This window comes from Planktotalea arctica, from assembly GCF_002105285.1.
GTDB classification, from domain to species: domain Bacteria; phylum Pseudomonadota; class Alphaproteobacteria; order Rhodobacterales; family Rhodobacteraceae; genus Planktotalea; species Planktotalea arctica.
Genome location: NZ_MUHR01000006.1, coordinates 440,279 through 461,212, shown reverse-complemented (window position 1 = coordinate 461,212; position 20,934 = coordinate 440,279). Strand labels below are relative to the sequence as shown.

Here is a 20,934-nt window from a genome sequence, read left to right as displayed (position 1 = left end):
GGGCAGTTCGCTCAAGTCGGCTTGCTCATGCCTGGGCCATGGACCCGATCAAACCGGCGAAAAGTCGCGCGCCGTCGCTTGAGCCATGGGCCGGCTCCATCGCCCGTTCGGGATGCGGCATCATGCCGAGCACGCGTCCGTTGGCCGATGTGATCCCTGCGATGTCGCGTGCAGAGCCATTGGGGTTGTCGGTGTATCGAAACGCAACGCGTCCCTCGCCAATCAGTCGATCAAGCTCGTCCGGCGCGGCCGTGTAATTGCCATCATGATGTGCGATCGGAATCTGGATCACTTGCCCTGCGTCATAGCCATGCAGGAAATCACTAGCATTTTCAGCAACTTCCAATCCGACAGTGCGGCAAATATACTTAAGCCCGGCGTTGCGCATCAACGCACCAGGCAAGAGCCGCGTTTCAGTCAGAACCTGAAATCCGTTGCACACACCAAAGACGTATCCGCCCCTTTCCGCGTGGGTTTTCACCGCTGCACAAATCGGCGAGTTTGCAGCGATCGCGCCGCAGCGCAGGTAATCGCCATAGGAAAAGCCGCCGGGAATGCCAACAAGATCAACCCCATCGGGCAGCGTGCTGTCTTTGTGCCAAACGCGCACCACTTCAGCGCCCGCCATTTGCAAACCTACCGCCAAATCGCGATCACAGTTGGAGCCGGGGAATGTAATGACGGCCGCGCGCATCAGCTAAGCTCCACCGTGTAGCCCTCGATCACCGTATTCGCGAGCAGCTTTTCGCACATCTCAGTGACCTGCGCCTCGCTTGTACCATCCGCCAAATCTAGCTCGATCACTTTACCTTGACGCACGCCGTTCACGCCCTCGAAGCCAAGCGCGCCAAGCGCATGACGCACAGCTTCGCCCTGGGGGTCCAAAACACCGTTTTTCAGCATGACATGCACACGAGCTTTCATGGGTAAGTCCTTCGTATCGCTTAATTAATCAATGTCGGCTTGGTCACGGGATGCTGGTTCTTCGGCATCACGCCCAAACGCTTGGCCACTTCTGTGTAGGCATCCGTCAGCGAGCCAAGATCGCGCCGGAACACATCCTTGTCTAACTTCTGGCCTGTCTCGATATCCCACAAACGGCAGCTATCGGGGCTGATCTCGTCGGCGATGATAAGGCGCTGGAAATCACCGTCATACACGCGGCCGATCTCGATCTTGAAATCCACCAGTTTGATCCCGACCCCGTACATGACGCCTGCCAGAAAATCGTTTACGCGCAGCGCAAGGCTCAGGATATCGTCCATATCTTGCTGGCTTGCCCAGCCGAAGGCGGCGATATGCTCTTCAGAGACCAGCGGATCGCCCAGCTTGTCGTCCTTGAGGCAATATTCGATGATCGGACGCGGCAATTGCGTACCCTCTTCGATACCGAGACGCGTGGACATCGACCCTGCCGCAACGTTGCGCACGATGATTTCCAGCGGGATAATCTCGCAGGAGCGCACCAGTTGTTCGCGCATATTCAACCGTTTGAGGAAATGCGTCGGCACACCGATGCTGGTCAAACCAACCATGAAATACTCGGACAGCAAATTGTTGAGCACACCCTTGCCGTCGATCACATCCTTTTTTACCGCATTGAAAGCGGTCGCATCATCCTTGAAATACTGGATCAGCGTCCCTGGCTCCGGCCCCTCATAGAGGGTCTTGGCCTTGCCTTCGTAAATCTTTTTTCCGCGCGCCATGGCAGTGACTTTCTTTGCAGCGTGACGCGCCTGAACCGACTCCCTGCCGCGCGCGTTCTGACGCTCTCTTAGGGCAAGGGGCGCCTCGGGGCAAGACGGTGGCGAGCAGCGCACGTGCGACAGGATGCGCAGGCCAGCCGCTTGCCTCTTGTAGCGGGCGCATGCAGGACGCATATTCATTTTATAGCCAATGATACATTAGGATGGTGAGCCAAATGAGCACTTTTGACGATCGTGAAAACGCCTTCGAGGCGAAATTCGCCCATGACGCGGACATGCAGTTCAAGGCGGACGCGCGCCGCAACAAGCTCGTAGGTCTATGGGCCGCTGAATTAATGGGCAAATCCGGTGATGACGCGAGCGCCTACGCCAAAGAAGTGATCAAGGCCGATTTCGAAGAAGCGGGCCATGAGGACGTGGTTCGCAAAGTGGCCGCAGATCTGGGCGACAAATCCAACCTTGACGAAATTCGCGCGAAAATGGGTGAGTTGATGGCGCTGGCAAAAGCGCAATTGATGTCAGAGGCTTAAAGCCTCTTCTCAATGTAAATCAAACCTCGCAGAAACCGTTTCTGTGGGGTTTTTCCGTGCGAAATTTTATCCATTAAGGGATTAATAAGGGCGGTGGTTTAGCAAGGTGGCATGATTGCGCCTGCTGCCGCCCGACCGTTTCGCCGCAAAGCACTGGCGCAAGTCTTGGCGCTTTGCTTTGTGCTTACGATCTGCCTGTTCGCGGCGCGCCCGTTCCTGAACGCGTTCGATCAGGGGCAAGTGCACCTTGCCTAGCTCATGATCATTATGATGATTATGAGTTTGTCTCAAACCTGCACCTATGACACAGAGGCACGAAAGAGCGGGATAAACGAATGAGCGATGCACTTACGAAAATGCTGTCCAGTCGAGATTGGATTTTGGCAGACGGCGCGACCGGCACAAACCTGTTCAACATGGGCCTCATGTCCGGTGATGCACCCGAACTTTGGAACGAGGCGCACCCGGACAGGATCAAGGCGCTCTATAAATCTGCGGTGGATGCGGGCAGTGATTTGTTTCTGACAAATTCCTTCGGCGGCAATGCTTCGCGGCTAAAATTGCACGACGCCCAATCGCGCGCTCATGAATTGTCGCGAATCTCTGCCGAGATCGGGCGCGACGTCGCCGATGCCGCAGGCAGGCCTGTGATTGTTGCAGGCTCTGTCGGCCCGACAGGCGATATCATGGAGCCCGTCGGCACGCTTAGCCATAGCAATGCGGTAGAGATTTTTCACGAGCAGGCAGAAGGCCTTAAAGCTGGCGGCGCGGATGTTCTCTGGCTCGAAACGATTTCGGCGCCTGAAGAATACCGCGCCGCTGCCGAAGCCTTTGCGCTTGCGCAGATGCCTTGGGTTGGCACCATGAGTTTCGACACCGCCGGGCGTACCATGATGGGCATGACCAGCGCTGCGATGGTGCAAATGGTCGAAGGGCTGGATCACCCGCCTTTAGCGTTTGGTGCGAATTGCGGCACAGGCGCGTCTGATCTGCTGCGCACCGTGCTGGGCTTCGCGGCACAGGGACCAAGCCGACCAATCATCGCCAAAGGCAATGCGGGCATTCCCAAATATGTCGACGGCCACATCCACTATGACGGCACGCCCGAATTGATGGGCCAATATGCAAGCCTCGCGCGCGATAGCGGCGCACGCATCATCGGCGGATGTTGCGGCACCATGCCGGAACACTTAAGCGCGATGCGCCGTGCCCTGGAAAGCGGTGAAAGATCAGAAGCGCCCACGCTAGAGAGAATCGTTGAAGCGCTTGGCCCGTTCACATCTGCGGGGGATGGCACAGAAGACAATGCCCCGACCGCACGCCAGACCAAACGCGCGCGCCGCCGCGCGGTCTAGATGAAGCCAATCTGGTTCACCTGTGGCGCCTTTGCCCTTTTACTCGGAGCTTTGGGCGTGGTTCTGCCGGTCTTGCCGACCACGCCTTTTGTCATTCTCGCCGCCTTTGCCTTTGGTAAATCAAGCCCGCGGCTGCACGCATGGTTGCTGCGCTCGCGCATATTCGGCGCGATGATCGCGGATTGGGAAGCCCATGGCGCAATCCCGACACGGGTGAAATGGATCGCTTGCACCATGATGGCGGCGGTTTTTCTGGCCAGCCTTTACGCCGGTGCACCGCGCGCCGCCCTGATTGCACAAGCAATAGGCATCACGCTTGGTGCGGGCTATGTGGTGACGCGACCTGCCGGGGCCAAAATATCATAGCAAAACAAGGGACTCGGGCACGGTGATCCGAATGGGCGATTGAAGATCCGGCATACCCACCAAGGCCAAGGCGAATTTCGATAGAAATCAGTCCAAAAGCCGCAGCGAGGTCGGCATAGCGCGCGGCCATGTCGTAATTGATGCAGTTTGACTGCGCCAATTTGTCCAAATGAGAGTAGAGAAAATGGCGTGCGCGCCCAAGAAAAGGAACGGCTCATGTCCGACCAAGAAGACGACATCATCCTGTCTGAACTGGACGACGAGGAACTTGTCCAACAGATGTTCGATGACCTCTACGACGGTTTGAAAGAGGAAATCGAAGAAGGCGTGAATATCCTTCTTGAGCGCAAATGGGCGCCCTACGATATCCTGACCAAAGCGCTGGTCGGCGGCATGACCATCGTTGGCGCTGATTTCCGCGATGGCATCCTGTTCGTTCCCGAAGTTTTGCTGGCTGCCAACGCGATGAAGGGCGGCATGTTCATTCTCAAGCCATTGCTGGCCGAAACCGGCGCACCGCGCGTCGGCAAGATGGTGATCGGCACGGTCAAGGGCGACATTCACGACATCGGCAAAAACCTTGTTTCGATGATGATGGAGGGTGCCGGTTTCGAGGTGGTCGATCTTGGCATCAACAATGCGGTCGACGCCTATCTCGAAGCGCTCGAAGCGGAGGAGCCTGACATTCTTGGCATGTCTGCTCTCCTGACGACAACGATGCCCTACATGAAAGTCGTAATCGACACGCTGGTCGAGCAAGGCAAGCGCGACGATTATATCGTGCTGGTCGGCGGCGCGCCTTTGAATGAGGAATTCGGCAAGGCCATCGGCGCCGACGCCTATTGCCGCGATGCGGCGGTTGCGGTGGAAACGGCGAAAGAATGGGTCGGGCGCAAGCACAACCAACTTGCCAGCTAGACCTTCTAAAAAATACGTATTTATTAAAGCCCTTGCATCTTGCGGGGGCTTTTTCAATTCAGCGGATAGTCGTAAGCACGCAGGATCGCGCCGCAGTCATCGATCACCTGCCGGTTCAGCGCATCGGGCAATACCTCGCGCCATTGACCGGGGACCTTGTCGCGCACGAAATGGCAGCGTAAAGAAAGTCCTCCAAGCCTCTGACAATGCGAAACCTATCTTCGCCCAAGGTCAGTATATTGCCGGCTTCCAACGGTGCGTTCAAACGCGCAGTCACACCATTGTCAGCAACGTGCATTCGCGCGCTCCAGCGCACCATCTGCTGACCACTGCCAAGGCGCAAAAGCATTTTTTCAAGATCTACACTTTCAGCCATGGCACCTCTAAATCCTTGGACAAACGACCGTATCAGGGCCACAGATAGGTAGCGCAAAAAGGACTTCACAAATGCAAAGCCCGATCGACGATACTGTTCTCACGCAGCAAGGATTCAATTCCGTCGGTGGCGGGCGATCGCTGATCATCGCTTGCGGTGCTCTGGCGCGCGAAATTCTTGCGCTCAAAGAGATGAACGGTTGGGATCATATGGATTTGACCTGCCTGCCCGCGATCTTGCATGTGTATCCTGAAAAGATCACCGACGCGGTGCAAGAAGCTGTTCTCAAACATAAATCAAGCTATGAGCAGATTTTCATCGCCTATGCGGATTGCGGCACGGGCGGGCTTTTGGAGGCTAAATGCCAGGAGCTTGGCGTGCAGATGATCGAGGGGCCGCATTGCTATTCGTTTTTCGAGGGCAACGCGCAGTTTGCCAAAATTGCCGAGGATGAATTTACCGCCTTCTACCTCACCGACTTTCTGGTGCGCCAGTTCGAGGCCTTCGTGATCAAGCCCATGGGCCTCGACCGTCACCCCGAGCTGCGCGATATGTATTTCGGCAATTACGAAAAACTGGTCTATCAGGCCCAGACCGATGATCCGGACCTGACGCGAAAGGCCAAGCTCTGCGCAGAGCGGCTTGGCCTGTCTTTTGAACGCCGCTTCACTGGCTACGGCGATTTGCAGGTGGCGCTTCGCGAGGTCTAAAGAAAGACCCGCTCGACAAACCAGTAGGCTCCAACGGCGGCGATCAGCAATGAGGCAGGCATTGCGATGCGCGTGCGATACCAGTCCTTGCCGCCAAACCAGTAGCCCACTGCAAGAAACGCCAGCGCAATCACGGTTAATTGGCCAAGTTCAACGCCCACGTTAAAGCCGATCAACGCCGCAATGAATTGATCTGCAGGCAGACCGAATTCGCCTAGAACCGACGCAAAGCCAAGCCCGTGCAGCAGACCGAATATGAAGATCACCACAGGCCGCCACGGGTTCATCTTGCGCGCGAACACGTTTTCGATAGCGACATAGACGATGGAGGCAGCGATGATCGGCTCGACGATACTGCCCGGAATACTGATGAGACCAAGCGCCCCAAGCGCGAGCGTGACCGTATGTGCCAGTGTGAAGGATGTGACCTGGATCAGCAGCGGGCGCAGCGCCGTGGAAAAGAAGAAAAGCCCGAGAACAAACAGGATATGATCAAGCCCCTTGGGCAAGATATGATCGAAACCGACTGGGATATACTCACCGAAAACCGACATGAAGCCACGCGCTTCACCGCCCAAAACGGCGATTTCCGGGCTGCTTTGACCGCCGCTGATGTAGCCTGTGTAGGGATTTTGTGGACCCATCTGGCGCAGGATCAGCGTGCCGTAGCCATCGCCCCAGTTTACCTGCATCAGTCCCGCATTTTCAGGCACAGCGCCGCTTAGGGTAAGCTGCGACAAACGGGGCAATTCCACATCCCCCGTCTCGGGAATATCCAACGCCGCAATCTGTAGCGCAACCACAGCGCCATCGACGCTAAGCGTTACCTCGCGCAGCATTTGAGGCGCAAAATCGCGCAAACGCCTCTCCAACGCGGCAGGATCGAGCGCGCGAAGGAGGTCATAATCGGCGGCCTGCGGCACCTCATTGGTGTCCGTCGCCGAATCCAGATCAATGCCCGCAAGGAAACTTTCCAAGGTGAGGCGCAGATCGAGGGTGACCTTGCCGCCCTCCAGTGTCAGGTCAGCAACGCTCGGGCTGACCTCATGGGCATGCGCCGAGCCGGGCGCACCGACCAAAAGACTTGACACCAGAAGCAGTTGCACCAGCATCAATTTAACTTTGCAGAAAGCAGACATTATGACCCCCAAAATATTCATACTCGCTCTCGCGATGAGCTTTGCCGCAGCGCCGCTCTTGTCCCACGAGTTTTGGATCGACAGCAAAAAGTTTCAAGTCGAAACTGGCGAAAACATCGCAGCTTTCACCAAAAACGGCCAGAACTTCAAAGGTATAGACCTTGCCTATTTCACCAAACGCGCCGCGCGCTTCGAGCGGATCGACGCCAGCGGCGCAAAAGCGGTCGAGGCGCGCATGGGCGACTCGCCGGTGTTTGACAAGCCGCTGGCGCAAGACGGGCTGTTTACCTTGATCTACCAAACCCATCCGGACCGGTTGACCTATAAAGAATGGGCAAAGTTCCAGAGCTTTGCCGAGCATAAGGCCTTTGGCGACGTCCTGACGCGCCACCGTGCGCGCGGGCTGAGCGAAGAGCAATTCGGCGAGACCTACACCCGCTTTGCCAAAGGACTGTTCGCCGTCGGTAGCGGTGCGGGCGCGGATGCGGCGCGCGGGCTCGAAATCGAGATTGTTGCGTTGAAAAATCCCTACACCGACGATCTGAGCGCGGGCCTGCCTGTCAAGGTCCTCTACCGCGAAATGCCGCGCATCAACGCGCAGGTCGAGATTTTCGAGCGCAGCAGCGAGGGGCAGACAAACGTCAGCACTGTTCTCACCAATGATAAGGGGATCGCGCTGATCCCGGTTAAATCAGGCTACACTTACCTGCTCGACAACGTGCTTCTGCGCGAACCAAACGCTGCGCTTGCCACTGACAAAAACGCGGTCTGGGAGACGCTTTGGGCCGCTTTGACGTTTCAAGTGCGGTAATGCACGGCGCTTCCCCCTTGCGAGCACGCGCGCGGCGCGGCACATAGCGGGTATGAAAACCATTCCAGACATTTTGTGCATCGGGTCCGTCCTTTGGGATGTAATCGGACGCTCCAAAAGCTCCATGCGCCAAGGCAGTGACGTGCCCGGACGCATCACGCAACTTCCCGGCGGTGTGGCAATGAATATCGCCATGACCCTGCGCCGCTTTGATCTGCGCCCTGCCCTGCTTAGCGCCGTCGGGCGAGATGCGGCGGGGGATCAACTGGTGATAGAAGCGCGTGAATTGGGCTTGATTTGCGACTATCTCTATCGCTCCGCAGACCTGCCCACGGATAAATACATGGCTGTAGAAGGTGCGAACGGGCTAATCGCGGCGATCGCCGATGCGCATTCGCTCGAAGCGGCGGGTGCCAAAATCCTGACGCCCCTGCAAGACGGCGCGCTTGGAAGTGCTACTGCGCCCTATGCGGGAATGATTGCGCTTGATGGCAATCTCACGCTCTCGCTGCTCAGCAAAATTGGCAGCGATCCGCTATTTTCAGCAGCGGATTTGCGCGTCGCCCCCGCCTCTCCGGGCAAGGCCGAGCGCTTGCGCCCCTTCCTCGAGCAAAGCCGCGCAACGCTTTACGTGAACCTTGAAGAGGCCGAACTACTCTGCCAGCAAAGTTTCGACACGGCGCCCGAAGCCGCATTGGGCCTTCTTGCGCGCGGCGCCGCGCGCGCGCTGGTGACGGATGGCGGCAATCTGGCCGCCGAGGCCGATGCCAGCGGCACACGCCAAGCGACGCCGCCACAAGTCTTGGTGGCGCGCGTGACGGGCGCGGGCGATACGTTTATGGCCGCACATATGAATGCAGAACTGCGCGGCAAGCCACCACAGGACGCGCTGGAGCAAGCGCTTCAGGCCGCCGCCCGCTACGTCTCAGGAGAAACAGCACATTGACCCATCCCCTTTTCACCCGATCAAAAGCCGTCGAGGCGGCCCAAAGCGCTGGCACGCCCATCGTGGCGCTGGAATCCACGATTATTACCCATGGCATGCCCTATCCGCAAAACCTTGAAATGGCGCGCAAGGTCGAAGCGACAGTGCGCGAAAACGGAGCGGAGCCTGCGACAATCGCGGTGCTGAACGGCACGCTGCATATCGGCCTTGAGGACGCGCAGCTTGAAGCGCTGGCGCAAACCAAAGGCGCAGCGAAACTCAGCCGCGCGGACCTCGCGGTTTGCATGGCAAGCGGCAAGACCGGCGCGACGACGGTGGCGGCAACGATGATCGCGGCACATCTGGCGGGTATCGCGGTTTTTGCCACGGGCGGCATCGGCGGCGTGCATCGCGGCGCAGAGCAGAGCTTTGATATCTCTGCGGATTTGCAAGAGCTTAGCCAGACCCCCGTGACGGTCATCGCCGCCGGCGCGAAGGCTATTCTGGACGTGCCCAAGACGCTCGAAGTGCTCGAAACGCTCGGCGTGCCGGTGATTGCTTATGGCCAGGACAGGATACCTGCGTTCTGGTCCGCCCAAAGCGCGCTCAAGGCGCCTTTGCGCATGGATGATCCGGCCAGCATCGCGCGTGCCCACAAGATGCGCGCAGCGCTGGGATTGCCCGGCGGCCAATTGATCGCCAACCCGATTCCAATAGAAGCCGAAATCCCGCGGGCAGAGATGGACCCGGTGATAGCACGCGCGCTGCAGGATGCGCTTGAGCATGGAATCACCAGAAAATCGGTCACGCCTTATCTGCTGCAAAGGGTCTATGAGTTAACCGAGGGGCGCTCGCTCACCGCCAATATTGCGCTTGTGCTGAACAATGCAGCGCTTGGTGCTAGGATTGCATGCGAAATGGCGCAGAATTGATCCACGCACTTCATGGGGGCATTGCCCCCGCCCCGCGCTGCGCTTAACTAAGCGGCAACTCGCTTGGAATAATAGATGAACACCCCATTTGACGAACCACCTCGCCGCCCCGGTCTGTTCGCGTCCCTGCGCGCCAGTTTCCTGACGGGCCTCGTCGTAATCGCCCCTGTCGGACTGACGATCTGGCTGATCTGGTCAGTCATCGGCTGGATCGACAGTGTTGTGTTGCCACTGGTGCCCTATACGTTCCAGCCGGAGCAATACATCGGCATCAACCTGCGCGGCGTCGGCGTGATCATCTTCTTGCTGTTCACAATCATGATCGGCTGGCTGGCCAAAGGCCTGCTCGGGCGCTCCTTGATCCGTTTTGCCGAGGGGATCGTGCAAAGCGTGCCTGTGGTGCGCTCGATCTATTCAGGTGTAAAACAGATTGCAGAAACGGTTTTCGCGCAGTCCGAACGTTCCTTCGAGAAAGCCTGCCTGTTTGAGTATCCGCGCAAAGGGATTTGGGCGATCGGTTTCATTTCGACCACGGCCAAAGGCGAAGTCGCGCGCAGTGCTTCAACAGGCGGTGATCTGGTTAGCGTTTTCGTGCCCACCACGCCGAACCCGACCTCGGGCTTTTTGCTGTTCTTCCCGCGCGAGGATATTATCGAGCTGGAAATGAGCGTCGAGGACGCGGCCAAACTGGTGATCTCCGCAGGGCTGGTCTACCCCAACGCCAAAGACCCGAGCCAGCCGGAGAAATAGAGCGGAATGAAAGTCTTGCGAAGACTTCCCCCCTTTACTGAAACATCGCTTCCAGATTAACGCTGCTGCGCATCCCGATGTCACCGCGATGCGCCGCAAGGAAGGCATCCGCCGATTTTTGCCCCGCGCCCTTCAATGCGCCGAGCACGGAAGGAATGGCCACGGTTTTCGTCGCAACCGACAATTCGTTCATCAACGCGTCATCGGCAATCATATGCACGTTCACCTGCTTCATCGCGCCTTGCGCGATACTGCCCTCCCCGAGCAGACGCTGCACAAAGGAAATCGCACGCAACTCACGTAAAAGCGAAGAATTAAAGCTGATTTCATTGATGCGGTTCTGGATCGCTTGGGGTGTCTGGGGCACTTCATCGCGCTCTAAGGGATTGATGTTGATGATCAGAATATCCTCGGGCAAGTCAGGGCCGAAAAGTGGAAACAGCGGCGGATTGCCTGTGTAACCGCCGTCCCAATAGGCCTCGCCATCCACTTCGACCGCGCGAAACAACGTCGGCAAACAAGCAGAGGCAAGCAAGGCATCAGGGCCGATTTCATCGCCTTGGAACACCTTCACCTTGCCGCTGCGCACATTGGTCGCGCCAATATAAAGCGCAGGACCTTCGGATGCGCAAACCTCGGAATAATCGAATCCGTCGACGATACTTTGCAGCGGATGGTTGTAAAACGGCCCCCAACTGTAGGGCGACGTCATGCGATTGAACGCATCCGCGAACATGAAGTGCGGCGAGAGTTCCAGCGCCTGACTGATCAGCGAGGGCGAAAAAAGCTCTTGCCCGAACCATTGGCTCAGCCCGGTGTTGGAGTTCTGCGCAATGCCGTGCCAAAGCCCGTCGAGCGCGCGGCGCGCGCCCTCTGCGCCGTTCTCGATCATGCCCGATTTCAGAGCCGCCGCATTCAGCGCCCCCGCAGAGGTGCCCGAGATCGCAGCAATTTCCAGATCAGGCTCTTGCAGCAGCCGATCGAGCGCGCCCCAAGTGAACGCCCCATGCGCCCCGCCCCCTTGCAGTGCGAGATTGATACGCATTTTTGTCATTATAATTTATCTCGCTTTGAAAAGACCGCCCAGAATGCCACGCACGATGCGCCGCCCTGTGGTCCCTTTGAGTTCCTTGATAACGACCTGCGCCATGGCGGCGCCAAAGCTGTCGCTTTTGGCGCGCCCCCGGCTGGTGGAGCGAGAAACGCGCGTGCCTGAATAGCGCCGCGCCGCTTTGTATTCGCGCTCGGCGATCTCCAGTTCTTCCTCTTTCGCCTCGGCCGCCGCCGCTTCCTGCGCTGCCTGATCGGCGCGTGCACTCAGGATTTCATAAGCGGATTGGCGGTCGATTTTCGCCTCGTATTTGCCCGCGATATGCGAGCCTGCAATCACTGCCGCGCGCACATCCGGCGCAACGGGGCCAAGGTGCGAACTGGGTGGGCGAATAAGCGTGCGCTCGACAATGCCCGGAATGCCCTTTTTTTGCAGCATCGAGGTCACGGCCTCGCCCACGCCGACCTCGCGGATTGCCTCGCCGGTGTCGAAACGCGGGTTGTCGCGGTAGGTTTCCGCCGCCTCTTTGAGCTGCCGGCGATCGCGCGCGGTGAACGCTCGCAAAGCATGTTGAATGCGATTGCCAAGCTGGCCCAGAACATCCTCGGGCACATCAGAGGGGTTTTGCGTGACGAAATAAATCCCGACCCCTTTGGAGCGGATAAGGCGCGCCACTTGCTCGACTTTATCCACAAGCGGCTTGGGTGCACCGTCAAACAACAGATGCGCTTCATCAAAGAAAAACACCAGCTTGGGTTTATCCGGATCGCCCACTTCGGGCAGTTCCTCGAACAGCTCCGAAAGGAGCCAAAGCAGGAAGGTCGCGTAGAGGCGCGGCGCGCCCATAAGTTTGTCCGAAGCGAGGATATTGATGCGCCCACGCCCGTCCGGCGCAGTGCTGATGATATCCGAAAGCGCCAGTGCAGGTTCACCGAACAGCTCGGCGCCGCCTTGGTTTTCCAGCACCAACAGGCGGCGCTGGATCGCACCGATCGAGCCGGTCGAAACATTGCCATAGCGCAATGTCAGTTGATCGCGGTTTTCACCGACCCAGACCAGAAGAGCCTGCAAATCCTTGAGATCAAGCAGCGCCATGCCTTGCTCGTCGGCGACGCGAAAGGCGATGTTGACAACGCCTTCTTGCGGCTCGCTCAGTTCCAACAGGCGCGAAATCAGCAGCGGCCCCATCTCGGCAACCGTGGTGCGCACGGGATGGCCCTGCTTGCCGAAAAGATCCCAGAAGGTGACGGGAAAACTATCGTAGGAGTAATCGTCAAAGCCGATTTGCTGCGCGCGCGAGGTAAAGGGTTCGTGCAGTTTCGCCGCAGGCGAGCCGGCTTGCGCAAGCCCGGAAAGATCACCCTTCACGTCCGTGAGAAACACAGGCACGCCCGCGTTCGAGAAATTTTCTGCCAGAATTTGCAAGGTCACAGTTTTTCCCGTGCCCGTCGCACCGGCAACAAGCCCGTGGCGGTTGGCGTATTTCAGGCTAAGCCATTGTTTGTCTGCATACTCTGGCCCGCCGCCTCCCAGGAAAATATGATGATCCACTGCCTACTCCCGGACTTTTGAAAAATACACGCCCATGCACATACATGGCAACGTCACGTTAACTTATTCATGTCAAAGTGCAATCTGTTCGCAGCCGACTGTCCTCGCGCTGCGGACGGACTTCCTCCCTGTCAGACTGGCCGCGCTCTCTTTGGCGCGGCCTTTTTTCAGCTATTTGCCCGATGACAAACTATCTTTGAAAAAGACCCTTAAAGATCGGCAAATCCCGTGTATGTAATGCGACATTCTGGCAATTCCCTGTTGACGCATCACGCGCCTCATCGTAACGTCGCGTCAATAAGTCGGTTAGTCCGACGGGGAGAGACAATAGGAAAGGAAGACCCGCAAGAGGTCTTCCTTTTTTCGTTTGCACACAGCGCGCGGGGCCCACCTGTGGTGACAGGCTTTCGAGATGGGCTGCCTTCGCGATGGAGGGCCTTGCCAAGCGTGCATTGATCGGCAAAATAAGCGTAATCTCGCCGCTATACCGCTGCGTTGCCACTGACAGGGCTGCAAACGCGTGTTAGGCACGGCGTAAACAACATTAAGTCAGGAAGCCTTTGATGATCACTCGTATGTCCGTTTTCTCTGCCATTGCCAGCGTTGCGCTTGGCGGCGCGGCTTTTGCACAAACCACGGCAGCGACCGCTGAAGAGGACAAGCCGATCGCACCGATCGAAACTGATCTGAACATGGGCGAAGATGCGTCTGCGCCACAGATCGGCCAGACCTATGTGCGCGAAGCCGAGCAAGATTGGGAAATCCAATGTGTGCGCGTCGAGGAGGGCAATGACGAGCCCTGCCAGATGTATCAGCTGATGCAGGACGAGGAAGGCAACCCGGTCGCAGAGGTCAGCATTTTTCGTCTACCAACGGGCGGTCAGGCGATTGCCGGCGCAACTGTTGTTGTACCGCTCGAAACATCGCTGCAAGCGCAGCTTCGTATTTCTGTCGATGGCGGCCAGGGCAAGCGCTACCCCTATTCCTTTTGCAACCCCGTAGGCTGTTTCGCGCGGATCGGCCTGACCGAAGCGGACGTGAACGGCTTTAAACGCGGCGCGGCAGCGACTGTGACGATTGTGCCGTTTCTGGCATCAGATCAAAAAGTTGAGCTGAACATGTCGCTCAAAGGTTTCACCGCCGGGTTTGATAAATCGACCGTGGTTACGCAGTAAATAAGTTGCCAGCATAAATAGTGACGAAAGCGCGCCCTTGGGCGCGTTTTTTCGTTTTAAGGCGCTTTGCGCAGGGCAATCACCGCGTTGAGCCCGCCAAAGGCGAAGGCATTGCTGATGGCGACATCTACGCGCGCCTCGCGTGCCTCATTCGGCACCACATCAAGCGCGCATTCGGGGTCCGCTTCTTCATAGCCGATGGTGGGCGCGATAATTCCGTCGCGCAGCGCCATGATGCAAGCCAGTAGTTCAACTGCGCCCGTGCCGCCAATAAGATGGCCGTGCATGGATTTGGTCGAGCTGATCATCAGATCATCCGCGTGCGGGCCGAACACATCTGCCACCGCCGCGCATTCTGTCTTGTCATTGGCTGCCGTGCCCGTGCCATGCGCGTTGATATAGCCCACATTGGAACGGTCAATTCTCGCATCCGCCAGTGCGCCTGCAATCGCACGCGCCGCACCCTGTTTGGAGGGCATGACAATATCCGCAGCATCCGAGGACATCGCGAAGCCCGCGACTTCGCACAGGATATCCGCGCCGCGCGCCTTCGCGTGCTCCATTTCCTCAAAGACAAAAATGCCCGCACCTTCACCCTGCACCATGCCGTTGCGATTGGCACTGAAGGGCCGGCAGGCGTCCTTGGACATCACGCGCAAACCCTCCCAGGCCTTCACCCCGCCAAAGCACAGCATACTCTCGGAGCCGCCCGTGACCATGACCTCTGCCATGCCTGTGCGGATCATGCTGAACGCCTGCGCCATAGCATGATTGGACGACGCGCAGGCAGTTGAAACCGTAAAGCTCGGCCCTTTGAGGTTGTGCTCCATGGAAACATGGCTACAGGCCGCGTTGTTCATCAATTTTGGCACCACAAAAGGATGCACGCGATTTTTTCCGTCTTCATAGACGGAGCGGTAGTTGTCGTCCCAAGTGCTGACGCCACCTCCCGCAGTGCCAAGCACAACGCCGGAGCGCGCCGATAACTCGCCCGCAAATTCCAATCCCGACTGCGCGACTGCCTCTTTCGCGGCGCAAAGGGTGAACTGCGTGAAGCGGTCATAAAGTGTCATTTGCTGGCGGTTGAACAGGCCCTCTGCCTCAAAGCCCTTGACCTGCCCGCCGATCTGGATCGAGAGGCGCTCTACGTCGCGAAACTCTAACGGGCCAATGCCACAAATGCCGTTTTGCATCGCCGTCAGGGTTTCAGGCACGGATTGCCCCAGCGCGTTGATCGTGCCCGCGCCAGTGATCACCACGCGCCTCACGGCTTGGCCGCGACCAATTGCTCTATGCCCGCGATGATGCTCGCAACCGAGGAAATATCAAATTCGCTCTTATCAGGCTCGTTGGCATTGAACGGGATGGTTATGTCGAATTCTTCCTCGATCGCGAATATGCTCTCGACAAGGCCAAGACTGTCGATCCCGAGGCTTTCAAGCGTGCTGTCATCGCTCACGTCCGAGACGTCCAGAACCGCTTGCTCTGCAATAATTTCATAGACTTTGTCGCGAATGCTCATGGCCGACCCTTTTGTGCCAAATGCTGTGGTGTTGATTTAGTCATTGCCACGCGGTTTTGAAACACCCTTTTGCAGGGCTGCGACATCACCAAACAGGCGCGGCAAGCGGCGCAACAGCTTGTGGAGTTCGATCTGCTTGTCCATCTTGACCGCTGGATAGCCCAGCATCACGCGCCCCGCCGGTACGTTGGATAGCACTTTTGTTGCGCCGCCGGTGATCACGTTATCGCCGATAAACACATTGTCGCTGACCCCCGTTTGCCCGCCAAGCACCACATTATTGCCGATGCGCGTCGATCCGGCGACGCCCACCTGCGCACAGATCAAGCAATCCCTGCCAATAACAACATTATGACCAATCTGCGCAAGATTGTCGAATTTACAGCCATTGCCGATCACCGTGTCGCGCACCGTGCCGCGATCAATGCAGCTGTTTGCGCCAAGCTCCACATCATCGCCGATCTGAACCGAGCCAAGCGAATGGATGCGCGCCCAGCTTTGCGCCTGTGCCGCCCCCTGCGCGCCAAGGGTATCGCGTACGCGCTCCACTGCGCCTTCCTCGGGCGTCACAAAGGAAAATCCGTCGCCCCCAACGCTTGCCCCCGGCTGCGCGATGAAACGCGCGCCAATGCGTACGCGCGCACCGATCTTGACCCCCTCGCGCAGGATCGCGTGATCACCGATCTGCGCGTCGCGGCCTACGAAGACCTGCGCGCTTATACGCGTGCCAGCGCCAATACGCGCGCCCGCCTCGATCACGCTAAGCGGACCAATCGTTACGTCAGCACCAAGCGTCGCACTTGGATCAATCACCGCAGAAGGATGTATGCCCGCAGTCCTCTGAGGCTCTGGATCCATCATCGCGCTTAATCCTGCCATGGCAAAGCGGGGACGCGGCGAAATGATCGCGGCCTTCAGCCCCAGTGCCTGCCAGTCCGCACCCTCCCAGAGCATCGCCGCCTCTGCGCGGCCCTCACCTAGCTGCGCGGCAAACTCGGGCTTCATTGCGAGCGCAAGTTGACCGCGCTCTGCATTTGCCGGTTCAGCGACTGAAGTCACGGTTAACGTGATCTCGCCATGGGCGCTTGCACCGATAGCTTTCGCGATTTTCTCGATCGTATATGTCATGACTGCCCTCGCCGCGCCTGTGTCGCTGATGTAAGCTATTGCGCGCAGCGAGGCAAACCCCGTCGCGCTATTCCTGCGCGGCCCCTGCATCCCCGTCTACGGGATCGATGCGGCCCAGCGATATCCAGATCAGCATGAAGAAGCAGACCGGAACCAGCCCCAGCGCAGGCAAATACAGCCCCGGCAATCCGAAGGTCAGGGCGGCTATTCCCCAGAGTGACATGAAAGCGATAAGCGCAAAGTAGAGATTGCTTTCGTCGCCGTGTGCCACGTCGCGCGCAATCCATCCAAGCAGCGGAATTTTATAGAAAAAAACGCCCCTGCGGGACGAAGCTAAGGGCGGGGTGTTGGTTGAGATATCCACGTATCAGATCTATGGTTTGGCCCCCCTGTATTCAGTGTGGCAGGGTGTCACAGAAAATGCTTTTGACAGGTATATTTATGCAAGGCCAATGCGCGCCCACCAAAAGGAAAAGCCGAAAGTACCCCCGGCTTTTCCCTTCAAATATTGGCGCTGGTGTTAACCACCCACCGCCCGTAAACGCACACCCGCGTCGCTAAGCGCGGCAAAGACTTTCGCGTCGCGCCCGTAGATGTCAGGGCGAAAGTTGACGCGCCCGTCCGCCGTCACGAAGGCCGTGCGATAGACGATATGCACAGGCACGGGCGCATCGAGGTAGACATATTTCTCTGCGCCCTGATCCAGCACCGAATGGAAGAACGCCTTTGGATCGCGTTCCTGCTTTGAAAGTATTTGGTACGCAAAATCAAAGGGTTGCTGCAAACGGATGCAGCCATGACTGTAGGCTCGCATTTCGCGGGTAAACAGGTTCTTGGCCGGGGTGTCATGTAGGTAGATGTTATATTTGTTCGGGAACATGAACTTGACAAGACCAAGGGCGTTGCGTTCGCTTGGTGGTTGCTTGATCGCAAAGGGGAAAGTGCGCGCACTATACTGCGAGAAATTCACCGAACCACGGTTAACCGTTCGCCCCTTGCTGTCTACGATACGCAGATGGCCTACGGCATTGGGGTTGGCTTGCAAAAGCGGCAAATATTCCTTGGTCGCGATCGAGCGCGGCACATGCCAGGTCGGGTTGATCACCATATATTCCATGACGTCCGAAAACTCGGGGCTGCGACGATCGCCTTGGTTCTTGCCAATGACGGAGCGCGTCTTGAACGTGACCTTGCCGTTGTCCATGATCGCAGCAGTGAAGTCGGTCAGATTGACCCAGATGTGACGCTCCCCGCGCGGACGATTCATCCAGCGCTCGCGCTCCATCGCAACCATGATCGCCTGAAGCTGCGCTTCGATCGGGCGGTTGAGCTGGGCCATACTACCAGGTCCCGCGACGCCATCAGGGTTAAGGCCACGCGAAATCTGGAACTGCTGCATGGCAGATTGCATCGCAGCATCATAGGTTTGCGAGGACGAGCGATTGAGGTAGCCCATGCTTTGCAAACGATTTCGCAGGATGACAACCGCATTGCCGGACTGGCCCGGCTTCAAAGACTTGGCAGGCACACTTTGCCCCCAGCCACCTTTGGCCAATTGGCGCTCAAGCAGCAATTTGGCCTTCATCAGGCGGGCATATTCGGGTGCAGTCGGCGCGAGCGCCTGAAAGAAACGCTTAGGCGAGGATTTTGTGAAATTGGTGAGATAGGAAACGCGATCACGCAGCGGCACGTCGCGCACGATGCCGCTATCGACCTTGCTGGGCGTCAAGACACCTGTTTGCAAATCTTGCGCGTATTGCAGGAAAATGCGGCTCATCTCGACCTCGATCGCGCCGCGGTCTCTTGGGCTACGGGCCTGCTTCAAAAGCGCTTTCAGCTGATCAGGGTTATAGCGGCTGACCGGCAAGCCATGATCTCCGGCGCGGGTCACCGCATTCAAAAGTGCATCGCGGCGCTGGCGATCCTTGTTACCTTTGCCAGTCCAGATCGCAGTATATTGATTGGCCTGATAGAAGGCTGCGATATCCTTATCCTGCGCCGCCGCTTCTGCAACGGCCTGTTTGAAAGCGGTCACTTGCGCGCTGGCAGGCGCGGCTGAAAACCCCAAAGAGAGCACGAAAAGCGTAAGCGCCGTAAAAAGCGCGCGCGCCGTCAAATTTGATCGAATACCGAACATCTGCATCGTGTCCCCCCAAAAATACACCGTTTTCCCGCACGCCTTGCGCGCGGACACATCGCTTAAGTGATCTTTCATCGCCCCTGCCCGAGTCCATTCACATTTGCGCAAGCACACTACAAAACCCAATCTGTGGTGCACCCCTGCACCGAAGGTGGCACAGATTGATGCAAATCAACGATATATTTACACAATTGAGCAATAAAATGCCGAAATTGGTTGCCATTATGGCCTCCAGTAAATCGAGGCTTGGTCGGCGATTCGAAATATGCCATAGAGCCACCACTGCGGGGATGAATTAGGCAGAGTGTCCGTAACATCGGATACGAACAGGCTAGGAACGGGACGTGTTAGGTATGTCAGACGGGACAAGTAACGGCATTACGCGCCGCGGATTGCTTAGCGCTTTTGCAGCGACGGCGGTTTTTTCAGCTCCTACTTATGCGAACGCAACCGGCTTCCTGCGCGGCGGCGGAGACATTCGCCGGATTAAGATGTATTCGGGCCGCACCGGCGAGCGGATCGACATGATCTATTGGGTCGAGGGAAAATACATCAAAGAAGCGGTGCAGGAAGTGCACCATTTCATGCGCGACTGGCGTACAAATGATGTGAAGTTTATCGATCTGCGTACCGTCGACGTCATGGCAGCCGCCCATAATCTGCTGGATTCAAACGAACCTTATATGCTGCTGTCCGGCTACCGCAGCCCCAAGACCAACGCGATGCTGCGCTCGCGCTCTAAAGGCGTTGCCAAGAATTCACTGCACATGAAGGGTCAGGCGGCTGATCTGCGCATGTCCTCGCGCTCTGTCAGCCAGTTGTCCCGCGCGGCGGCCGCGTGCCGCGGTGGCGGTGTCGGGCGCTATTCCGGCTCCAACTTCGTTCACATGGATTGCGGCCCCGTTCGCACATGGGGACGCTAGATACCAGCGGCCCTTTCACTTTCCAAACCTGTCAAAGCCCGGTCCAAGAGCCTGGGCTTTTTGCATTTTTAGCACTTCGCCGCGCAGGTTATTGGCGCACTATATAGGTGTGGATCGAAAACAGGATCGCCCCGCTTTGTGGCAGGCGGATCAGGCTCTGCCGCTCTGCGCGCAGAAAATTGCGCACAGCCGACGCCTCGCCTTCGTCAAAATCACGCTCCGCACGCGGCGCAAATAACTCGGGCCCAGCATGCCCGTGATTGAACCGCCAAAGCGGGCGCCCCACTTGTAAACCATCACAAAGCCGCTGCACCCTGAGCTGCATGTTGCTATCATAGCTATCAACTGGCTGATGAATGCGCCCCATGGGATGTGCGAATTTCTCGGCCAGCGTCCAATTGGCGGGAAAACACAGGATCGCAGCGCTTAGACTATGCTCCTCTGCCCCAACCGGTTTTTGCAAAATGCAGACATCTTCCTGTATCAGCGCGCCGATCACGCAAAGCGGGTCCCCGATCAAAGAAACCCGCCGCCCATCAGGGCAAAGCATATGATCGCCGCTGCGCTGAAATCCGTTCATCGTGCCAAGCTGCTTTACGATCAGCGCCAGAGCTTCGCGCACCGGCTCGCACGCGTCATCGCATTGCGCGCACACATCATCCAAGCGGCATTCCATCAGGCGCATGCGCTCAGCCATTTGCGCACCATAGGCGTCGTCCACATGCAGCCAATCGGCTATATCGAGCGGTTGAACACCGGGAAGTGTGCGCTCTTGCGTCATGTCGTCTGGCAAATTGTTTTGAAAGATCAAGCTCATACTGAGAGGTTTAGCAAAGCCGCCCTGCCCCGTCACGCCTTTTCAAACACTTGAAAACGACGCGTAAAAGCGTCGCATCCGCGCATGACCGCGCCGGATCATGCTTTCA

At 57.7% G+C, this 20,934-nt stretch carries 24 protein-coding genes; 12 read left to right on the top strand and 12 right to left on the bottom strand.

All coding sequences use genetic code 11. The features are described from left to right. Window positions 1–25: 25 nt before the first annotated feature. The 3 genes from purQ to purC are packed head-to-tail and all read right to left on the bottom strand — an operon-like array spanning window position 26 to window position 1,706. A complete protein-coding gene (purQ, locus tag B9P63_RS09525; RefSeq protein ID WP_085308292.1) occupies window positions 26–694 on the bottom strand; it encodes a phosphoribosylformylglycinamidine synthase subunit PurQ in 669 nt (222 codons plus the stop codon). After that, window positions 694–924: a phosphoribosylformylglycinamidine synthase subunit PurS gene (gene purS, locus B9P63_RS09520; protein WP_085308291.1), complete on the bottom strand. Its 231-nt coding sequence runs from the start codon at window positions 922–924 to the stop codon at window positions 694–696. Before purS ends, purQ begins: the two co-directional genes overlap by 1 nt. A gap of 20 nt (window positions 925–944) precedes the next feature. Beyond that, entirely contained in the window at window positions 945–1,706 is a 762-nt protein-coding gene (gene purC / locus B9P63_RS09515) for a phosphoribosylaminoimidazolesuccinocarboxamide synthase (RefSeq protein ID WP_085308359.1), read from the bottom strand. Between the two features lie 215 nt (window positions 1,707–1,921). On the opposite strand from purC, the gene B9P63_RS09510 reads away from it, so the two are divergent. From B9P63_RS09510 to B9P63_RS09485, 6 genes are all read left to right on the top strand, one after another. Continuing rightward, window positions 1,922–2,236, top strand: a complete 315-nt coding sequence (locus tag B9P63_RS09510; protein ID WP_085308358.1) for a DUF1476 domain-containing protein — start codon at window positions 1,922–1,924, stop codon at window positions 2,234–2,236. A gap of 111 nt (window positions 2,237–2,347) precedes the next feature. Further along, complete coding sequence (locus B9P63_RS19200; RefSeq protein WP_176219132.1) at window positions 2,348–2,491, top strand: hypothetical protein; 144 nt, start codon at window positions 2,348–2,350, stop codon at window positions 2,489–2,491. An 80-nt stretch (window positions 2,492–2,571) separates the two neighbouring features. Next, window positions 2,572–3,591 carry a betaine--homocysteine S-methyltransferase gene (gene bmt, locus B9P63_RS09505; RefSeq protein WP_085308290.1) on the top strand — a complete coding sequence of 340 codons (1,020 nt, stop codon included), beginning with the start codon at window positions 2,572–2,574 and terminating at the stop codon, window positions 3,589–3,591. Continuing rightward, complete coding sequence (locus B9P63_RS09500; protein ID WP_085308289.1) at window positions 3,592–3,957, top strand: YbaN family protein; 366 nt, start codon at window positions 3,592–3,594, stop codon at window positions 3,955–3,957. A 216-nt stretch (window positions 3,958–4,173) separates the two neighbouring features. Further along, window positions 4,174–4,875: a corrinoid protein gene (locus tag B9P63_RS09495; protein ID WP_085308357.1), complete on the top strand. Its 702-nt coding sequence runs from the start codon at window positions 4,174–4,176 to the stop codon at window positions 4,873–4,875. Between the two features lie 447 nt (window positions 4,876–5,322). Next, window positions 5,323–5,961 (top strand): DUF1638 domain-containing protein, encoded by a 639-nt coding sequence (locus B9P63_RS09485; protein ID WP_085308287.1) that lies wholly within the window; start codon window positions 5,323–5,325, stop codon window positions 5,959–5,961. Here the strand turns inward: B9P63_RS09485 and B9P63_RS09480 are convergent. Continuing rightward, window positions 5,958–7,100, bottom strand: a complete 1,143-nt coding sequence (locus B9P63_RS09480; RefSeq protein WP_245830604.1) for a HupE/UreJ family protein — start codon at window positions 7,098–7,100, stop codon at window positions 5,958–5,960. The genes B9P63_RS09485 and B9P63_RS09480 overlap by 4 nt on opposite strands. A 1-nt stretch (window position 7,101) precedes the next feature. On the opposite strand from B9P63_RS09480, the gene B9P63_RS09475 reads away from it, so the two are divergent. The 4 genes from B9P63_RS09475 to B9P63_RS09460 all read left to right on the top strand — a co-directional run bounded on the left by B9P63_RS09475 (window position 7,102) and on the right by B9P63_RS09460 (window position 10,518). Next, window positions 7,102–7,911 carry a DUF4198 domain-containing protein gene (locus B9P63_RS09475; protein ID WP_085308286.1) on the top strand — a complete coding sequence of 270 codons (810 nt, stop codon included), beginning with the start codon at window positions 7,102–7,104 and terminating at the stop codon, window positions 7,909–7,911. Window positions 7,912–7,963: 52 nt separating this feature from the next. Then, window positions 7,964–8,857, top strand: coding sequence for a PfkB family carbohydrate kinase (locus B9P63_RS09470; RefSeq protein ID WP_085308285.1), 894 nt, complete (start codon window positions 7,964–7,966; stop codon window positions 8,855–8,857). Continuing rightward, window positions 8,854–9,768 (top strand): pseudouridine-5'-phosphate glycosidase, encoded by a 915-nt coding sequence (locus B9P63_RS09465; protein ID WP_085308284.1) that lies wholly within the window; start codon window positions 8,854–8,856, stop codon window positions 9,766–9,768. The genes B9P63_RS09470 and B9P63_RS09465 overlap by 4 nt, the downstream gene beginning before the upstream one ends. 75 nt (window positions 9,769–9,843) lie before the next feature. Then, complete coding sequence (locus B9P63_RS09460; protein ID WP_085308283.1) at window positions 9,844–10,518, top strand: DUF502 domain-containing protein; 675 nt, start codon at window positions 9,844–9,846, stop codon at window positions 10,516–10,518. 34 nt (window positions 10,519–10,552) lie between these two features. Here the strand turns inward: B9P63_RS09460 and B9P63_RS09455 are convergent, their stop codons facing one another. Further along, on the bottom strand, window positions 10,553–11,572 hold the full coding sequence (locus B9P63_RS09455; RefSeq protein ID WP_085308282.1) for a patatin-like phospholipase family protein: 1,020 nt from the start codon (window positions 11,570–11,572) through the stop codon (window positions 10,553–10,555). A 6-nt stretch (window positions 11,573–11,578) separates the two neighbouring features. Continuing rightward, window positions 11,579–13,120 (bottom strand): helicase HerA-like domain-containing protein, encoded by a 1,542-nt coding sequence (locus B9P63_RS09450; RefSeq protein WP_085308281.1) that lies wholly within the window; start codon window positions 13,118–13,120, stop codon window positions 11,579–11,581. 563 nt (window positions 13,121–13,683) lie between these two features. Here B9P63_RS09450 and B9P63_RS09445 point away from each other — a divergent pair. Further along, window positions 13,684–14,295 (top strand): invasion associated locus B family protein, encoded by a 612-nt coding sequence (locus B9P63_RS09445; protein ID WP_085308280.1) that lies wholly within the window; start codon window positions 13,684–13,686, stop codon window positions 14,293–14,295. A 56-nt stretch (window positions 14,296–14,351) separates the two neighbouring features. On the opposite strand, the gene B9P63_RS09440 is transcribed toward B9P63_RS09445, so the two are convergent. From B9P63_RS09440 to B9P63_RS09420, 5 genes are all read right to left on the bottom strand, one after another. Beyond that, window positions 14,352–15,563, bottom strand: a complete 1,212-nt coding sequence (locus B9P63_RS09440) for a beta-ketoacyl-[acyl-carrier-protein] synthase family protein (protein ID WP_085308279.1) — start codon at window positions 15,561–15,563, stop codon at window positions 14,352–14,354. Continuing rightward, on the bottom strand, window positions 15,560–15,817 hold the full coding sequence (locus B9P63_RS09435; protein WP_085308278.1) for an acyl carrier protein: 258 nt from the start codon (window positions 15,815–15,817) through the stop codon (window positions 15,560–15,562). Before B9P63_RS09435 ends, B9P63_RS09440 begins: the two co-directional genes overlap by 4 nt. Window positions 15,818–15,853: 36 nt before the next feature. Further along, the gene (gene lpxD / locus B9P63_RS09430) at window positions 15,854–16,945 is read right to left on the bottom strand and encodes a UDP-3-O-(3-hydroxymyristoyl)glucosamine N-acyltransferase (RefSeq protein ID WP_085308355.1); all 1,092 of its coding nucleotides are present in this window, start codon (window positions 16,943–16,945) and stop codon (window positions 15,854–15,856) included. Window positions 16,946–17,012: 67 nt separating this feature from the next. Continuing rightward, complete coding sequence (locus tag B9P63_RS09425) at window positions 17,013–17,216, bottom strand: hypothetical protein (protein ID WP_342743582.1); 204 nt, start codon at window positions 17,214–17,216, stop codon at window positions 17,013–17,015. 249 nt (window positions 17,217–17,465) lie between these two features. Further along, window positions 17,466–19,088 (bottom strand): L,D-transpeptidase family protein, encoded by a 1,623-nt coding sequence (locus tag B9P63_RS09420; protein ID WP_483878482.1) that lies wholly within the window; start codon window positions 19,086–19,088, stop codon window positions 17,466–17,468. A 350-nt stretch (window positions 19,089–19,438) separates the two neighbouring features. On the opposite strand from B9P63_RS09420, the gene mepK reads away from it, so the two are divergent. Beyond that, window positions 19,439–20,008, top strand: a complete 570-nt coding sequence (mepK, locus tag B9P63_RS09415; RefSeq protein WP_085308277.1) for a peptidoglycan L,D-endopeptidase MepK — start codon at window positions 19,439–19,441, stop codon at window positions 20,006–20,008. 88 nt (window positions 20,009–20,096) lie between these two features. Here the strand turns inward: mepK and B9P63_RS09410 are convergent, their stop codons facing one another. Beyond that, entirely contained in the window at window positions 20,097–20,825 is a 729-nt protein-coding gene (locus B9P63_RS09410; RefSeq protein ID WP_085308276.1) for a heme-dependent oxidative N-demethylase family protein, read from the bottom strand. Window positions 20,826–20,934: the final 109 nt, after the last annotated feature.

Excerpts from the sequence above, each read along its gene's own strand:
- purQ (WP_085308292.1), bottom strand. The coding sequence starts at position 694 with ATGCGCGCGGCCGTCATTACATTCCCCGGCTCCAACTGTGATCGCGAT.
- purS (WP_085308291.1), bottom strand. The coding sequence starts at position 924 with ATGAAAGCTCGTGTGCATGTCATGCTGAAAAACGGTGTTTTGGACCCC.
- purC (WP_085308359.1), bottom strand. The coding sequence starts at position 1,706 with ATGGCGCGCGGAAAAAAGATTTACGAAGGCAAGGCCAAGACCCTCTAT.
- B9P63_RS09510 (WP_085308358.1), top strand. The coding sequence starts at position 1,922 with ATGAGCACTTTTGACGATCGTGAAAACGCCTTCGAGGCGAAATTCGCC.
- B9P63_RS19200 (WP_176219132.1), top strand. The coding sequence starts at position 2,348 with ATGATTGCGCCTGCTGCCGCCCGACCGTTTCGCCGCAAAGCACTGGCG.
- bmt (WP_085308290.1), top strand. The coding sequence starts at position 2,572 with ATGAGCGATGCACTTACGAAAATGCTGTCCAGTCGAGATTGGATTTTG.
- B9P63_RS09500 (WP_085308289.1), top strand. The coding sequence starts at position 3,592 with ATGAAGCCAATCTGGTTCACCTGTGGCGCCTTTGCCCTTTTACTCGGA.
- B9P63_RS09495 (WP_085308357.1), top strand. The coding sequence starts at position 4,174 with ATGTCCGACCAAGAAGACGACATCATCCTGTCTGAACTGGACGACGAG.
- B9P63_RS09485 (WP_085308287.1), top strand. The coding sequence starts at position 5,323 with ATGCAAAGCCCGATCGACGATACTGTTCTCACGCAGCAAGGATTCAAT.
- B9P63_RS09480 (WP_245830604.1), bottom strand. The coding sequence starts at position 7,100 with ATGTCTGCTTTCTGCAAAGTTAAATTGATGCTGGTGCAACTGCTTCTG.
- B9P63_RS09475 (WP_085308286.1), top strand. The coding sequence starts at position 7,102 with ATGACCCCCAAAATATTCATACTCGCTCTCGCGATGAGCTTTGCCGCA.
- B9P63_RS09470 (WP_085308285.1), top strand. The coding sequence starts at position 7,964 with ATGAAAACCATTCCAGACATTTTGTGCATCGGGTCCGTCCTTTGGGAT.
- B9P63_RS09460 (WP_085308283.1), top strand. The coding sequence starts at position 9,844 with ATGAACACCCCATTTGACGAACCACCTCGCCGCCCCGGTCTGTTCGCG.
- B9P63_RS09455 (WP_085308282.1), bottom strand. The coding sequence starts at position 11,572 with ATGACAAAAATGCGTATCAATCTCGCACTGCAAGGGGGCGGGGCGCAT.
- B9P63_RS09445 (WP_085308280.1), top strand. The coding sequence starts at position 13,684 with ATGATCACTCGTATGTCCGTTTTCTCTGCCATTGCCAGCGTTGCGCTT.
- B9P63_RS09435 (WP_085308278.1), bottom strand. The coding sequence starts at position 15,817 with ATGAGCATTCGCGACAAAGTCTATGAAATTATTGCAGAGCAAGCGGTT.
- lpxD (WP_085308355.1), bottom strand. The coding sequence starts at position 16,945 with ATGACATATACGATCGAGAAAATCGCGAAAGCTATCGGTGCAAGCGCC.
- B9P63_RS09420 (WP_483878482.1), bottom strand. The coding sequence starts at position 19,088 with ATGCAGATGTTCGGTATTCGATCAAATTTGACGGCGCGCGCGCTTTTT.
- mepK (WP_085308277.1), top strand. The coding sequence starts at position 19,439 with ATGTCAGACGGGACAAGTAACGGCATTACGCGCCGCGGATTGCTTAGC.
- B9P63_RS09410 (WP_085308276.1), bottom strand. The coding sequence starts at position 20,825 with ATGAGCTTGATCTTTCAAAACAATTTGCCAGACGACATGACGCAAGAG.